The organism is Pseudomonas sp. GM78 (genome assembly GCF_000282475.1).
In the GTDB taxonomy this organism is placed as follows: domain Bacteria; phylum Pseudomonadota; class Gammaproteobacteria; order Pseudomonadales; family Pseudomonadaceae; genus Aquipseudomonas.
Map to the genome: position 1 here is coordinate 77,315 of NZ_AKJF01000094.1, position 15,149 is coordinate 92,463.

The 15,149-nt window shown below is 57.6% G+C and carries 16 protein-coding genes; 7 read left to right on the forward strand and 9 right to left on the reverse strand.

Annotation, left to right across the window (positions count from 1 at the left end; all coding sequences use genetic code 11):
• Window positions 1-22: 22 nt before the first annotated feature.
• The 3 genes from PMI35_RS15925 to PMI35_RS15915 form a co-directional block, all read right to left on the reverse strand.
• Window positions 23-1,363, reverse strand: coding sequence for an MFS transporter (locus PMI35_RS15925; RefSeq protein WP_008059874.1), 1,341 nt, complete (start codon window positions 1,361-1,363; stop codon window positions 23-25).
• A 226-nt stretch (window positions 1,364-1,589) separates the two neighbouring features.
• Window positions 1,590-2,801 carry a M24 family metallopeptidase gene (locus PMI35_RS15920; protein ID WP_008059876.1) on the reverse strand — a complete coding sequence of 404 codons (1,212 nt, stop codon included), beginning with the start codon at window positions 2,799-2,801 and terminating at the stop codon, window positions 1,590-1,592.
• Window positions 2,802-3,028: 227 nt separating this feature from the next.
• The gene (locus tag PMI35_RS15915) at window positions 3,029-4,108 is read right to left on the reverse strand and encodes a GlxA family transcriptional regulator (RefSeq protein ID WP_008059886.1); all 1,080 of its coding nucleotides are present in this window, start codon (window positions 4,106-4,108) and stop codon (window positions 3,029-3,031) included.
• Between the two features lie 215 nt (window positions 4,109-4,323).
• Between PMI35_RS15915 and PMI35_RS15910 the strand changes: the two genes are divergently transcribed.
• Window positions 4,324-5,256: a transporter gene (locus PMI35_RS15910; RefSeq protein WP_008059888.1), complete on the forward strand. Its 933-nt coding sequence runs from the start codon at window positions 4,324-4,326 to the stop codon at window positions 5,254-5,256.
• 60 nt (window positions 5,257-5,316) lie between these two features.
• Here the strand turns inward: PMI35_RS15910 and PMI35_RS15905 are convergent, their stop codons facing one another.
• Window positions 5,317-5,544 (reverse strand): YMGG-like glycine zipper-containing protein, encoded by a 228-nt coding sequence (locus tag PMI35_RS15905; RefSeq protein ID WP_008059889.1) that lies wholly within the window; start codon window positions 5,542-5,544, stop codon window positions 5,317-5,319.
• 11 nt (window positions 5,545-5,555) lie between these two features.
• A complete protein-coding gene (locus PMI35_RS15900; protein ID WP_008059890.1) occupies window positions 5,556-5,933 on the reverse strand; it encodes a hypothetical protein in 378 nt (125 codons plus the stop codon).
• A gap of 375 nt (window positions 5,934-6,308) precedes the next feature.
• Between PMI35_RS15900 and PMI35_RS15895 the strand changes: the two genes are divergently transcribed.
• Window positions 6,309-6,713, forward strand: coding sequence for a DUF6632 domain-containing protein (locus tag PMI35_RS15895; RefSeq protein WP_008059891.1), 405 nt, complete (start codon window positions 6,309-6,311; stop codon window positions 6,711-6,713).
• A gap of 204 nt (window positions 6,714-6,917) precedes the next feature.
• Here PMI35_RS15895 and PMI35_RS15890 read toward each other — a convergent pair whose 3' ends face one another.
• From PMI35_RS15890 to PMI35_RS35090, 3 genes are all read right to left on the reverse strand, one after another.
• On the reverse strand, window positions 6,918-7,289 hold the full coding sequence (locus PMI35_RS15890; RefSeq protein WP_008059892.1) for a hypothetical protein: 372 nt from the start codon (window positions 7,287-7,289) through the stop codon (window positions 6,918-6,920).
• Between the two features lie 98 nt (window positions 7,290-7,387).
• Complete coding sequence (locus PMI35_RS15885) at window positions 7,388-8,329, reverse strand: hypothetical protein (RefSeq protein ID WP_008059893.1); 942 nt, start codon at window positions 8,327-8,329, stop codon at window positions 7,388-7,390.
• Window positions 8,330-8,471: 142 nt separating this feature from the next.
• Window positions 8,472-8,915, reverse strand: a complete 444-nt coding sequence (locus PMI35_RS35090) for a response regulator transcription factor (protein WP_202949501.1) — start codon at window positions 8,913-8,915, stop codon at window positions 8,472-8,474.
• 265 nt (window positions 8,916-9,180) lie between these two features.
• On the opposite strand from PMI35_RS35090, the gene PMI35_RS15880 reads away from it, so the two are divergent.
• On the forward strand, window positions 9,181-9,612 hold the full coding sequence (locus tag PMI35_RS15880) for a bleomycin resistance protein (RefSeq protein ID WP_008059896.1): 432 nt from the start codon (window positions 9,181-9,183) through the stop codon (window positions 9,610-9,612).
• An 88-nt stretch (window positions 9,613-9,700) separates the two neighbouring features.
• Here PMI35_RS15880 and PMI35_RS15875 read toward each other — a convergent pair whose 3' ends face one another.
• Window positions 9,701-10,657 carry a GlxA family transcriptional regulator gene (locus PMI35_RS15875; RefSeq protein ID WP_008059898.1) on the reverse strand — a complete coding sequence of 319 codons (957 nt, stop codon included), beginning with the start codon at window positions 10,655-10,657 and terminating at the stop codon, window positions 9,701-9,703.
• A 115-nt stretch (window positions 10,658-10,772) separates the two neighbouring features.
• Between PMI35_RS15875 and PMI35_RS15870 the strand changes: the two genes are divergently transcribed.
• From PMI35_RS15870 to PMI35_RS15855, 4 genes are all read left to right on the forward strand, one after another.
• On the forward strand, window positions 10,773-11,774 hold the full coding sequence (locus PMI35_RS15870) for an SLAC1 anion channel family protein (RefSeq protein WP_008059900.1): 1,002 nt from the start codon (window positions 10,773-10,775) through the stop codon (window positions 11,772-11,774).
• A 64-nt stretch (window positions 11,775-11,838) separates the two neighbouring features.
• Complete coding sequence (locus PMI35_RS15865; RefSeq protein ID WP_008059906.1) at window positions 11,839-12,165, forward strand: DMT family transporter; 327 nt, start codon at window positions 11,839-11,841, stop codon at window positions 12,163-12,165.
• A 193-nt stretch (window positions 12,166-12,358) separates the two neighbouring features.
• Entirely contained in the window at window positions 12,359-14,095 is a 1,737-nt protein-coding gene (locus PMI35_RS15860; RefSeq protein WP_008059907.1) for a copper resistance system multicopper oxidase, read from the forward strand.
• Window positions 14,096-14,105: 10 nt separating this feature from the next.
• Window positions 14,106-14,969, forward strand: coding sequence for a copper resistance protein B (locus tag PMI35_RS15855; RefSeq protein WP_008059908.1), 864 nt, complete (start codon window positions 14,106-14,108; stop codon window positions 14,967-14,969).
• Window positions 14,970-15,149 lie beyond the last annotated feature (180 nt).

Here is a 15,149-nt window from a genome sequence, read left to right on the forward strand (position 1 = left end):
CCCTGAGATCACCGTATGAAGGTCAGTCCTGCAAGGCTTTATGCGCCGTCTCCCGACTCGCCAGCATGGCAATCAACGCCACCGCCGCAGCCGCCAACAAGTACCAGGCCGGGGCCATTTTGTTGCCGGTCAGCTGGATCAGCCAGGTCGCGATAAACGGCGCGGTGCCGCCGAACACCGCGTTGGCGATGTTGAAGCTGAAGGCAAAACCACTGAAGCGTACGCGGGTGGGGAATATCTCGGCGAGGAAGCACGGCAAGGTGCCGTCGTTCATCGCCAGGATCGCGCCAAACGCAATCTGGATCATCAGAATCACGATCAAAGGCTGATTTTCCAACATCCCGAACAGCGGAAATGTCAGCGCCAGGAACAATACCGAAGCGGTCACCAGCATGGTCTTGCGTCCGAACCGGTCCGACAGCTTGCCCATCAGGAAAATCAGCCCGATATAGGTCGCCAGCGACACCGTCGACGCCAGGAACGAATCACTTTCGCTCATGCCCATTTCGGTGGACAGGTAGGTCGGCATGTAGCTGAGCAACAGGTAGAACGCCACGGCATTCAGGCAGGTCGCGCCGATCCCGATCATCACGCTGCGTCGGTGCACGGTCAGCAATTCGCGAACCGGAGCGTGGGTCGCGCACTCCTTCGCTTCAAGGCGTTTTTCCATCTCCAGGAACTTCGGCGTGTCTTGCAGACTCATGCGGATATAACGCCCCACCAGCCCGAATGGCGCCGCCAGCAGAAAGGGTAGACGCCAGCCCCAGCTGTGCAGGTCCTCGACACTCATCCACGCATGCAGGCCGGCGACAAACACCGCACCAAACAGCAAGCCCGCCGCCGTGCTCGCCGGGACAATGCTGGTGTACAAACCGCGCTTGCCCTCGGGCGCATACTCGGCGAGAAAGGCCGAAGCCCCGGCGTACTCACCTGAAGCGGAAAAGCCCTGGAACAAGCGAATCAGCAACAACAGGGCCGGCGCCCACAGGCCGATATGGTTGTAGGTTGGCAGGATGCCGATGCAAAAGGTCGAGATAGACATGATCAGGATCGACCAGGACAGCGCACTGCGCCGCCCGTATTTGTCACCGAAATGCCCCCAGACCAGTCCCCCCAGCGGGCGGACGATGAACGACAGCGCGAACACTGCAAACGTCGCCAGTAGCGCGGTCGCCTTGTCGGTTTGCGGAAAAAACGTCAGGGCGATGACGGTAGCCAGGTAGCCGTAGGCCGCATAGTCGAACCACTCGACGAAGTTGCCCATGAAGCTGGCACTGGCTGCGCGCCGCAGGGCCTTGCGTTCGGCCGTTTGTTCAAGTTTGTCTGCCATGGTTGGCGTCAGGTTTGCGGTTTGGGTGCTCATTGTGCACCTCCGGTGGTAGAGGTGCGGTTATCGAAATGAAAGCTCGGGACGTAGGACATGACAAAACCCTCTATTGTTTTACTTGGCAGGGTTAAGGCTCGGAAGATGCTGCGCGTTCTTGGGCGCGCATGCGTCGTTTTTTTCCGGTTTATCTCAGCCACCGGGAAGATTTTTCGCCAATCGTCAAAGCAAAACGCCGCACAGGTTCACTGTGCGGCGCAGGGACTTACTTCCTGATGATGTTGTGTTCCGGGCCATACGGGAACTTGGTGATGTTTTCCCCACCCTGCTCGTTGACGATCAGGATGTCGTGTTCACGATACCCGCCGGCACCAGGAAGGCCTTCGGGCAACATGATCATCGGCTCGATGGAGACCACCATCCCCGGTTCCAGCACTGTGTCGATGTCTTCGCGCAGTTCCAGTCCGGCTTCGCGGCCGTAGTAATGGCTCAGCGTACCGAAGGAATGACCGTAGCCGAAGGTGCGGTATTGCAGCAGATCGTGCTCCATGAAGATCTCGTTCAATTGCAGCGCGATATCGCAGCAGCGCATGCCCGGCTTGATCAGCTTGAGGCCGGCCTCGTGCACTTTGACGTTAACTTCCCACAAGCGCAGATGCTCGTCGGAGCAATGGTCCAGGAACAACGTACGTTCCAGCGCGGTGTAGTAACCGGCGATCATCGGGAAGCAATTGAGGCTGAGAATGTCGCCTTTGTTGACCTTGCGCGACGTCACCGGGTTATGCGCGCCGTCGGTGTTGATGCCGGACTGGAACCAGGTCCAGGTGTCCATCAGCTCGGAATCCGGGAAGGTGCGGGCAATTTCCCGCACCATGGCCTGGGTGGCGTGCAGGGCCACTTCGTATTCCGGAACCTGATCACGCAAGGCTTCGACGATGGCCGTACCGCCGATGTCCGCGATCCGTGCGCCATGACGGATGATCGCATGCTCTTCGGCGGACTTGATCATGCGCATGCGCATGCACGGTGCGGCGATATCCACCAGTTCAGCCTGCGGATAGCGGCTGGCGAGCTTGTCGCGATTGAGCAGGTTCAGGTGGTCGAACTCGATACCGATGCGCCCGGCCTTGGGCAAGGCCTGCTGGATCGCGACGAAGTAGTTGTCGCGCTGCCAGTCGGTGTAGACGATGTTTTCAGTGCCGACGGTACGGCGCCATGGCTGACCGCCATCGATGTTGGCGCTGATGGTCACGGCGCTGTCCTGGGTCACCACCAGCGCGTACTGACGCCCGAAGGAGCAGTACAGGAAATCGCTGTAGTAGTTGATGTTGTGATAGGAGGTGAAGACGGCCGCGTCGATATTGTTCTGCGCCAGATAAGCCCGCAACTTGGCCTGGCGGTTGGCATATTCTTGAGCCGAGAACGTCGGGCTTACCTTTTCGCCGTTCTTGATCTGGATGGTTTTCGGCATTTGCATGTCATTTATCCTTGTCATTGGTTGATCTACAGATGGCGCCAATCTGGCGGGCCGCTGAAGATCATTCGAACAGATGCAAAGCGAGGTTTTTTGCGCGAATCCGACCTGTAGTTGGCCATATCCGCTGTTTGCGCAACGGCCTCCTCAGGCCCCTGCGCCAGAAACAAGAATGCCCCCGGCAAGCGCGGTGAAGGCCGCTTGGCGGGGGCATTGGCCAATGGGTAAGGTCAGTGCGGGAGCGACGGTGCGAGGATCCGACCCGCTCTCGATGAAACCGGTGCATTCAACGTTGAACCCCGCTGACTGTTCGCTTTCGCCCCCATGTGTTCACGAGGGTGCGCGCCGAAGTACTGGCGATAGCAGCGAAAGAAATGCTGCAGCGAGACGAACCCGCACTCAGTAGCGACATCCGACAGCGACAGCTCAGCGGCCCGCAACATCTGGCGCGCCTGTTGCAGCCGCAAGTCCAGGTAGTGCCTGGACGGCGTGCAACCCAGGCTGCGCTTGAATAGCCGCTCCAGATGCCGCCGGGAAATACCCATGGTCTCGGCGAGTTCGTCGATGCCCAGCATTGGACTCAAATGCTCGTTCATCAACGTCAGGGTTGCCTGAAGTTGTTTCGGGACGTCCCGCACGGGCAGTAACGGCCGGGCCTGGCGTGCTGCATGTTTTTCCATCCGCAGTATCAAGCCACGACCGTGGAACCTTGCCAGAAGCTCGTGCATCAACCCTTGAACAGCCTGCGGGCCGACACAAGTCAGGCGTTGGCGGTCGACGCAGAACGGCGCAGCCACCGGTGTCAACTTGCTGAAAGCGGCAAACTCCAGTGCTGCACCGGGCTCCGGCAAGCTGCAACGGACGCCCTCCAGGGCGCCAACCTGCGCCAGCAACCAGCCTGCCTCGCCCAAGGCCCCGAGGCTGATCGGTTGCGCCGCCCAGTGGCTCAGCTGCTGGCGCAGGTCTGGATCAAGCTGCAGGTTATCGCCACCACAGAGGATCAACACATCGAACGTTTGTGCCTGATCCAGCCGCGTGGTGGCGGTTGCGATGCCGTTGCTGGCGTTCAGTTGCTGCCCTTCCAGGCTCAGCATTTGCCACTGGCAAACATCGTACCCTGCCAACTGGTTGGCCAGGCGCAGTGGCTCCAGTGCATTGGCCAGGGTGTACATATCGAAGGCTTCCCTCAACCAGAAGCCAATACGCAGCATCGGCGGTTGTGGCCGCTCGGATTCAGTCAGTTGCTCGCCTTGGCGGGAGCTGGAGGGGCCGACTCCAATCTTGAACACGTCAAAAACACTGATAGCCATCGTCGATCTCCGTGCCGCTTCAGAGGTGTCAGGAATTCACCCGATTGTCGGCATCAGGAACCATCAGAATGTGTCAGATTTCGACCCCTAAGTGCTCGTCACTACCAAAGACGAGCTGGATGTGTTGCTCGCACCAAGCCCCGAACCTTTCAAAGCCAATGCAGATGCACTACAACAATAGATAGAACCCTGAGGTCCTGACAGGAAGCACGCGAATGTGGATGAAACACAAACTTTGCGTCGTCAGGCTGGCCCGGTTCGCATCCACTTCGCTCATCATCGTAGCCCCCAGTGCGGTCGCGGAGGATCTCGAGCCCAGGTCCTACGCCAATACGCCGGTCGGTATCAATTTCCTGCTGATGGGCTACAGCGATCTCCAGGGTAACGTGACCGCCAACCCCTCCGTCCCACTCCAGAATGCCAAGCTCAACATCAAGACGGTCGTGTTTGCCTATGCCAGGTCCCTGGACGTCTGGGGCCGCTCCGGGAAGTTCGATATCGTCGTGCCTGAAGCCAGGTTGACGGGCTCGGCCCTGTTCGCCGGTGAGCCCAGGGAGCGCAATGTTACCGGGTTGATAGATCCAAGATTGCGCTTCTCGGTCAACTTGTATGGCGCCCCGGCGATGTCCCTGGCTGAGTTCCCCAGCTATCAACAGGATGTGATTATCGGCGCCAGCCTGGCAATTACGGCGCCAGTTGGCCAATACGACTCCAGCAAGCTGGTAAATCTCGGCAACAACCGCTGGTCATTCAAGCCCGAACTTGGGGTTTCCAAGCGCCTGGGACCGGTGACCCTGGAATTATCCGCTGCGGGAACCTTTTACACCGACAATCACCAGTACCTGGGTGACCGCACTTTTTCCCAGAACCCCACTTACCAGGCACAGGTGCATCTTATCTATGCCTTTACCAACGGTGTCTGGGCCTCGCTGGATGGGACCTACTTCGCTGGCGGGAGTACCTCGGTCGATGGGATCGGTAACCATGACTTTCAGGAAAATACACGCTACGGGGGCACCCTCTCGCTGCCGTTGAACCGAAATCACTCGCTGAAGCTGTTTGCGAGTGAGGGTGCGCATACCCGTACCGGGAGCGAATACGATGCCATTGGCATCGTCTGGCAATATCGCTTCGGCGCAGGGCTTTGAAGTTCGCGAGACATGATCCATGTCACAGCGAAGCCCTTGCCATAGCTGGGATTGGCCGGCCTACTTCTGCTGCCGACTGCCTTTGATGTTGCCAGCAACCCCACCGGCGACGGCACCGATCGCAGCGCCCGTCCATCCACTGCCACCGGAGATCGCGGCAATGCCAGCGCCGGCCGCAGCACCGATGGCCGCACCGCTCACCGTCCCCTGCTGCTGGGCAGTCATCGAGGTGCAACCGATCACGCTCGCTGCGCTGAGGGCTGCGGCAAATAATAGAAACCTCTTCATGTGCACCTCCGCTATTTATTCTGCTTCAGACCGGGCACGACCATCTCGAACCAGAGGGTCTCGAGGACGGGGCGTTTCACTCGGTCGGGATTGGCGGCATACCACTGGTTGAGCCTTTCGCGTACGGTATCGAGCGTTTGGCCCTTCAAGCCCCTGCCGAAACGTGGAATCAGGCTCTGCTCATCAGATGGCGGCTTCGCTCCGTAGTAGGCTGCCTCCACCTCGTAGGCATTGGCGATGCCGATGAGATAAACCTTCTTGAGCTGCTCCGACGACTGCACCCATTGCTCGCCGGTGATCATGGCAACCTGTTCGGCGCGGGCAATACCCGACGTCACCAGGGTCACCCATGCCAACCCTATCAACATGCCCCATCGCACGACTCTCATCGCCTTCCCTCCTCGCCAGGTTGGACCTCGACGCCTACCGCTCGTTTCTTCGCCTCGCGCATCCATAACAGCCGGTAACCCCGGGCCTACGGACAAGTTTAGATGCGTTGTTTGCGGCCCGTCGAGAAAGGCAGCAATCGGTGGACGGAGCGATAACGAATGAGTAGCTATGCTTGGTCTATTGCTGGAACTGATTGAGCAGATTGGGATTTGCGTCCATGGTGTATAAACCCCTTCAGCGGTCACCAGACTGTCACAATGCCCGGCCTGGTCAGGGATAGACGACAGATTAAGGAATGTCATCCACCATGCCCGTGAAGGTGTTATCACCCCACTTAAGGTCTATTTAGAGTCAGGCCCAAAGAGAGGTCCGCCATGACCGTAGTCGATCGCCTCAGGTATTTGCGCGTCGTTCTGGTTTTGGCTGGCCTCGCGTGCCTTGCTCTCTACCCACTGATGTTTCTCTGGCCGTCCGGCTGGGCCTGGCACGTCGGTCACTCGGACTACCCGATGATGATCGTTGGCATCTACGCCACACTTGGCGTGTTCTTGATCCTGGCCGCACGTGATCCATTAGCCAATTTGAGCCTGATCTGGTTCACCGTATGGTCCAGCGCCGTACACGGAGCAATCATGACCGTCCAGGCGGTCACCCAGCCGGGGCAAATGGGGCACTTGGCAGGTGACGTGCCGGCGCTCTTCATCGTGGCGGTTGCCTTGGCCATCTTGACGCCTCGCTCGCAATTGGCCGACAGGCCCCGGACACACAATGGGGCCTGAGAGCAGGTTTGACTGACCGTGCCCCCCTACTGTGCGAGACCGGGCGAGTATCTCTTCTGGGACGGTACTCACCCGATTGTCGCTGGTCATAGCATCGTTGCGAAATGTGCAGCGGTCGCGCTCGGCATCAAGTGACCGCGTTCGTTTGCAAGACAGGTCGGGGCCGCCGATTGAAGTCAACCGGTGGTCAGGTGCAGCGACTGCCTATCGGACAATAGCCGGCAGTAGCTTTCTGGTCTTGATGTACGTGTCACTATCGCACCAAGTGAAAAGCACTTGTCCATTTTCATTATGTTTATCGTAGGCGATTTTTGAGTCATCCGGGCCGTCGACCTGCACCATGGTGGCACCTGGAAATGCTTGTGCAATTCCCAATGATTTTTGCAACTCTTCAGCGTCGAATTTCCGATCAAACTCGCCATCAGTGTTCCCGTGAAAACCGTAATATACCGTTATCGCCCCGGCATTTTTGATGAGTTCCTTGACTTTCTCCAGCTTTGGCGTGAATCCATCAACGTCAGTTTGGCCATCGTTGGTGAAAACGTTTTTCTCGTATCGAACAATTTCATCTGTCATGACAAACTCCTTGACTTGACGCTTCTATAAAATCAATTGACCAGTGGACTCTTTCGTCCTGAGTCAACTTGCAGGGCGGCTCATTCACTCAAGCACCTCTACAACATGACCAATTCCTTACGTTTTGCCAGCACGAGTGCGGCATTATTTTCCGCCTTCAACAACTTCTTCTGGTTGATCAGCTCGGCAGTCTCGGAAATTTTCGTGTTGATTTCCTTAATCATTTCTTCGAGGGCAATGAAGTCGGATTTGTAGTCTGCGATAGCAGCCTTCAGATCCCCCTTGTTCTTTGTCTTGTAGTCGGCAATCGCCATGCCATGAACTTGCTGGCTCAGATCTCCGACCGCCCCTTCAAGGTCATTTTGCTGGGAAATAAGGCCATTGATTCTGTCGAAGTTGGCAAGTGCACGTGCTCGATCGACCGACATCCGAACATCGTAGATGTAGAAGTTTTGAACAATGATTTCACTATTGAAGAAATCTTTGCTACTGAACTTGTTCTCCATCACGCAAACGAACATGCTCATCCCTGGAATGATGTCCTTTTGCACAATCTGCTTGGACAAGTCGGTTTCCGTCCCGGTCTTGATGGCGGAAAGAATCCCTGTGATGGCCTGAAAGGCTGCATTGGCGATGATTGCTTCGGTTCCGGCCATCATTGTCAGAAGATTTTGCGTCGTCGGCGAGATGGTGCTTCCCTTGGCAGCGGTAGCTGTAGGAACCTTGTCGTCCTTTTCGCCTTGCGTCGGCGGCATGTCTAAGGCTTTCCCTCCAAAGACAGCCGTGCGAACGTTTTCGATCATATCGACCACGTTGCTGAGCGACCACGTCGAAGCGGTTGCCAGGTGTTGGTATGACCCGCTTGCCAAAGGTTGGGCATCGTCCCATTTTCCGTCTGCGTAGAACTTCTTGATCTGCGCATCCAAAACTTTTTGGGCTTCTGCCGCAGTTTTGTCCAGTTCTGTGTTTCTTTCATCGATGTATTTTTGAAATGCGGTGTTTTCCTGGCCTATTGCTTTGATGTCTGTTGAATGTCCCATTTGAATCAAACCTCTCTGCAGATCGTTGATAAGTAAATGGTGAATCCCCTCTTTGCGTCGCGGAACCCAACGGGTCCCGCAACGCACTTTCAATCTATAAGACGATAGCGAGACTTCAAATACCTCCGATGTCGTAGGTCGCCTACTCGTAAAGTGCAACAAGCTGCCCGATGCTGCGAAGGTTTAGCTTGCGCAACAGATTCTCGCGGTGCTTGCGGACAGTGAGATCGGCGATTTCAAGCAGTCTCGAGATGTGCTTGCTTGTGTGTCCCTGGATTACCAGTTTCATCACCTGGAGTTCCCTGGCCGACAGGACATCGTACAATGGGCGCTCAATTAACTTCGGCAAGTAGTTCTGCTGCCTGGCGTTTTCAATCAATTGCCTGGCATTCCGGAATCCCGCTTTGCGGAGCATGTTGCGACGGTGCGTCTTGACTGTAAACTTACTGATGGCAAGCTCGGATGCGATTTCCCGGCAAGATAAGCCCCTTGCCATCAAATGAAGAATTTCTATCTCGCGCCGTGTCAGCGGTGGCCGCTGGTCATTCATCGCACGGATCCGCCAGTAGCCGAAATGCCGCTGCATCACCCTGCTGAATAGATTCAAATAGGCTTATTGCCGCGACGAAGCGCAGTGCCAGCACTGGCTGAGGCGTTACGCAAGCACGCCACTGCGCCTCGGCGAAGGCGAGAAGAGCTGATCCTCCCTTACGATTCAGAAGGGGTTCGAGAAAGGCTTTTCCATGCACTTGAAGAAGCTCCCTACCCCCAGATCGTCTTTATCGCATCGGAGCCATACGCGCAGACCTGCCCGCCCGCAAAAACGAGCTTTTTGAAATGGAAGTCATCTCATGTTCGAACGTAACAAACTGGTTCCAGAGTTAATGGTCACCAACCTGGGTAGTAGCCTGGCTTTTTGGGTTTCTCGCCTGGGGTTCAAAGTAGCTTATCAACGCCCGGAAGATGGATTTGCATACCTTGATTTGAATGGTGCTCAGGTCATGCTTGAGCAGGTTGATTCGGGTGCGGGTCAATGGCTGACTGCCCCGTTGACCAAGCCGTTTGGAAGAGGCATCAACTTGCAGATTGATGTTGAGGCTGTTGCACCCATCATCGAAAAACTTGATCAGGGTGGATATCCACTCTATCGAGAATGTAAAGACACCTGGTATCGAGCTGACAATGTAGAAGTAGGTCAGCGCGAATTCATCGTCCAGGATCCCGACGGTTATCTCATAAGGTTGGTAGAGCGGTTGGGTGAACGAGCGGCTTGCTCAATATGAATCTGAGCCAAGCCGACCGTCAGCTATGGGTCGGCTTCTACCGGTCACGATAGGCAGAAACCGGGCAAAAGCGGCCCCTGACGCAACATCAAACCGCTGAAAACCGCTTTCGATAATCACTTGGCCCCACGCCGAGTCGCCGCATGAACGCCCTTCTGAACCCGTCCGTATTGGCATAGCCGACGGTATCGGCCAAGCGCTTGAGTGATACGTCCGAGTCTTCGATCAGTCGTCTGGCCGCATCGATACGTGCCAGTTCGACGAATTGCGCCGGGGTCGAGCCGGCTTCGGCCTTGAAGGTTCGGGCGAAGTTGCGCTCGCTCATACCGGCGTGGGCGGCCAGGGCGGGGACGCTCAAGTCGGCTTTCAAGTGCTGCACAACATAATCCTGTACATCCCTGATCACGCTGCGTTCGGCAGTTTGCGCCGCCAGTTGGGCGCTGAACTGCGATTGCCCACCAGGACGCTTAAAGAACATCACCATTTCACGGGCAACGCTGAGCGCCAGTTCCCTGCCGTGGTCCTCTTCAACCAGCGCCAGCGCAAGGTCCATGCCGGCGGTCACACCTGCCGAGGTGTAGACGTTGCCATCCTTGATAAAGATGCTGTCCGGATCGACGTGGGTTTGCGGGTTTTCCTTGGCGAGTTTTGCACTGGAATTCCAGTGGGTGGTGACACGACGTCCGTCGAGCAGGCCTGCGGCGGCAAGCAGGAATGCACCGCTACAGACTGAGCCAATACGGCGCACGGATGCCGCCTGCCGGCGCAGCCAATCCTGCAGTAAAGGGTTCTGGGCGATTTCATCGATGTGCGGGCTGCCTGCAACCAGCAAGGTGTCGATCTTGCCTTTATAGGTTTCGAAGGTCTCGTCGACGCCTATCTTCAAACCGCTTGAGCCTTTGATCATGCCCTTTTCGGTACCAATGACCTCGACCCGATAGGCGCGTGGATTACCGAGTTGCCTGGCCGCTTCGGCAAAGACGTCGGCGGGCCCTACGACGTCCAGCAGTTGCACGCGAGGGAATGCAAGGAGCGTGATGCGCATGATGTCTGTCCTCGTCGAATCATTGGCTGAATACGTCGCTTAAAGACTATTTCAGCCAACTTCTGTTTGGCTGAAAATAGCCCCAACAGCAAATTCAGTCAAACGGGAGACTGCCATGAACACTGCATACACCCCCACCGTCGCTGCGGCTCAACCAGTAACCGGCAGCACGACATCGATCAAGAACCTGCCCATCAATCTGTTCGGTTCAGTCATGGGCCTGGCCGGCCTGGGACTGGCCTGGCGCTTGAGTGGTCAGTATTACGGCGTCGGCGGCCTGTTGGGTGAAGCGATTGGTGCACTGGCCGCCCTGGTATTCGTGCTGCTGACCTTGGGTTACCTGGGCAAATGGATAAAACATCCAGCAGCGGTAAAGGCCGAGTTCAACCACCCGATCGCCAGCAACTTTTTTGGCACCGTCACCATTGCACTGTTGCTGCTGTCGGCAGTCGCCGCCCCCCACAGTCAATTGCTCGCAGAGGCTCTGTGGATACTGGGCAGCGCACTGACGGTGTTGCTCGCAGGCCTGGTGGTTTCCCGTCTGTTGTCGGGCAATCAGGATTCGTTGAATGCCGTACCTGCCTGGCTGATTCCAGGTGTTGCCACCCTCGATATCGCGGTAACCGGTGCGCATATGCCCATGGCCTGGGCTGCCGAGTTCAACCTGTTTGCCCTCGCCGTGGGTGCGGTGCTGGCGCTGGTGTTCTTCACCCGGATTTTCTCGCGGCTGGTGCATGAGGCCGCGCTTGCCAAAGGCATGGTGCCTTCGCTGATGGTCCTGATTGCACCCTTTGAAGTCGGCTTTCTGGCGTACACCAACGTGTTCGGCGAGATCGACCGATTTGCCAGCGTGTTGTTCTATTTCGGCCTGTTCCTGTTCGTGGTGCTCGGTTTCAAAGTGTTCCGTCGCGATGTGCCCTTTGCCCCTTCGTGGTGGGCCATCAGCTTTCCCATCGCGGCCCTGAGCAATGCGGCGCTGAAATATGCACATGCCCAGGACAACACCGTGCTGATGGTCATCGCTGCTGCGATTCTGCTGTTCCTCACCGTGGCACTGACCGTACTGATGGTCAAAACCCTGGGCAGCCTGTTCAGCGGCAAACTGTTGGCCAACTGACCTTTTACCTCCCTTTGGCGAGCCTTCATCGGCTCGCTTTTTTTCGCCCATGCAGGTTCATCGAATGACTTACAACACCTCCTGGTTACTGCTGATCGTTGCCGGATTCCTGGAGATTTTCTTTGCGGTCGGGTTGAAATCCGCGAGCGGCCTTGAACGGCCCTGGCTGCTGGTCGGCACTGTCGTAGTAATGGCCGCCAGCTTGTGCTTGTTGACGATGGCGCTGCGAGTGCTGCCCGTAGGCACCGCCTACGCGGTCTGGACCGGCATCGGCGCTGCCGGCACCGCCATCGTTGGAATGTATTGGCTGGGCGACACGGTATCGTTCTGGAAGCTGGTGTGGATCGGATTGATCCTGTTGAGCGTCGCCGGACTACGCTGGGCAACCTGATCCCACTGCACTGACCGGACATCACCAACTACCGACACACACAATGAAGCTGTCAAAACCGTAATCTTCAACTCAGCCTCATGAAAGCTTGTGCCCATTAACATCCTCCTCGAGCTGACTGGCTTTGCCCGTCTGACTTCACATCAGCGCCTCCTGTTTTCACTGTCATCCGACTGATCGGGAACCAAGCAGCATGCAACCTGAAACTTCAAGACGGACTTTTGTAAAGGGACTCGCCGCCAGCGCAATGCTCGGAAGCCTGGGGCTGTGGCGCTCGCCTGTGTGGGCGGTCACCAGCCCCGGTGAGGCGAATGTGTTGGCCGGTACCGACTTCCAGCTGTTCATCGGCGAAACGCCAGTGAACATCACCGGCAACCCGCGCACGGCCATGACCGTCAACGGCGGTATTCCCGGCCCTTTGCTGCGCTGGCGTGAAGGCGACACGGTCACGCTGCGGGTGAGGAACAAACTCAATACCGACACCTCCATTCACTGGCACGGCATCCTGCTGCCGGCCAACATGGACGGTGTGCCCGGCCTGAGTTTTCAAGGCATCGAACCGGGTGGCCTGTACGTCTACCAGTTCAAGGTTCGACAGAACGGTACTTACTGGTATCACAGCCATTCGGGGTTCCAGGAACAATCGGGCGTCTACGGCCCGTTGGTGATCGATGCGAAGGAACCGGAGCCGTTCCAGTACGACCGCGATTATGTGGTGATGCTGAGCGACTGGAGCGACGAAGACGCGATCGGTTTGATGAAGACGTTGAAAAAACAGTCGGATTACTACAACTACCATAAACGCACGGTGGGTGATTTCATCCACGACGTCAGCGAGAACGGCTGGGGGGCCACGGTCGCCGATCGAACGATGTGGGCCGAAATGAACATGAATCCCACGGACCTGGCCGACGTCAGCGGCGCGACTTACACCTACCTGTTGAACGGCCAGGCACCGGACATGAACTGGACCGGTGTTTTCCACCCAGGGGAGAAACTGCGGCTGCGCTTTATCAACGGCTCCGCCATGACCTACTTCGACGTGCGTATCCCCGGTGTGAAAATGACGGTGGTCGCGGCAGACGGCCTGCACGTCAAGCCGGTAAGCGTCGACGAGTTTCGGATCGCGGTGGCAGAGACGTTCGATGTGATCGTCGAGCCGACCCGGGAGGTCCATATCCTGTTCGCTCAGTCGATGGATCGCACAGGCTATGCCCGCGGCACCCTGGCGGTGAAGGCAGGTTTATCCGCGCCGATACCCCCCCTGGACCCGAGGCCGCTGCTGACCATGGATGACATGGGTATGGGCGGCATGGACCACGGCAGTATGGGCGCCGACATGAAGGGAATGGATCACGGCTCGATGCAAGGCATGGATCACAGTGGCATGGCTGGCATGGGCGAAATGCAGTCCCATCCCGCAACGGAGAACAACAACCCGCTGTTGGACATGCAGGCCATGACCCCCTCGCCCCGGCTCGATGACCCTGGCCTCGGCCTGCGCGACAACGGTCGTCGCGTCCTGACCTATTCCGACCTGCGCAGCACCTTCGAAGACCCGGACGGCCGCGACCCCGGCCGCACCCTGGAACTGCACCTCACCGGCCACATGGAGAAGTTCGCCTGGTCCTTCAACGGCGTGAAATTCTCCGATGCCGAACCCCTGCGCCTCAAGTATGGCGAGCGGGTTCGGGTGGTGCTGGTCAACGACACGATGATGACTCATCCCATACACCTGCATGGCCTGTGGAGCGACCTCGAAGACGAGAACGGTGAGTTCATGGTGCGCAAACACACCATCGACATGCCGCCTGGCACCCGGCGCAGCTATCGGGTCACTGCCGATGCCCTCGGTCGCTGGGCTTATCACTGCCATCTCCTTTATCACATGGAAATGGGCATGTTCCGTGAAGTTCGAGTGGAAGAATGAGGCGCTACCCATGACCAGACTCACACTTGGCGCGTTGGCACTCGTGACCGCGAACCTGACACTCTCATCGGCAATGGCCGCCACCGACAACATGCAGCACATGGATCACAGCCGGATGCCGGGCATGGATCACAGCCGGATGCAGCCTGCTGCGCCAGCCGAAAGCCGCACGCCGATCCCGGCGTTGACCGATGCCGACCGGGCCGCCGTGTTCGTCAGTCCCAATGGCCATAGCGTCCATGACTCCGGGCTAAACTATTACTTGCTTGCCGACAAACTCGAATGGCAGGACGCCGATAACGGCAGTGCCCTCGCCTGGGATATCTCAGGCTGGATCGGAGGAGACATCGACCGCCTGTGGCTGCGTTCCGAGGGTGAACGCAGCGACAGCAAGACCGAAGAGGCACAAATCCAGGCCCTCTGGGGCCACGCCATCTCCCCATGGTGGGACGTGGTGACCGGCATTCGCCAGGACTTCAAACCCGGCGCCCCGCAAACCTGGGCGGCGTTCGGCGTGCAAGGCATGGCCTTGTACAACTTCGAAACCGAGGCAACGGCCTTCATCGGTGAAGGCGGCCAAACCGCCGCGCGACTGAAAGGCGAGTACGACATCCTGCTGACCAACCGGCTCATCCTGCAGCCAACTGCCGAACTTGATTTCCACAGCAAGGACGACCCGCGACGAGGCATCGGCTCCGGCCTGTCCAGCAGCGAAGCGGGCCTGCGCCTGCGCTATGAAATCCGCCGGGAATTTGCGCCTTACATCGGCGTGACCTGGAACCGCACCTATGGCAAAACCGCCGACTATGCCAGCGACGATGGCGAGGATCGCAGCGAAACACGCCTGGTCCTCGGCGTTCGGCTGTGGTTCTAAAACGCGTCAACTGACCTGCAAAAAATTGCCGTTTGAAGCAATGCGAGCCTGCCCTGCGCTTGCGCCAGGCATCGTTTTCACCAAGTGTTTAATTATCAATCACATCTGCGTATGATATTGATTCTCAAATAACACCGCCAAATGTGAGTCCGCATGTCCGCCCCAATCCTCCCGTGTCCA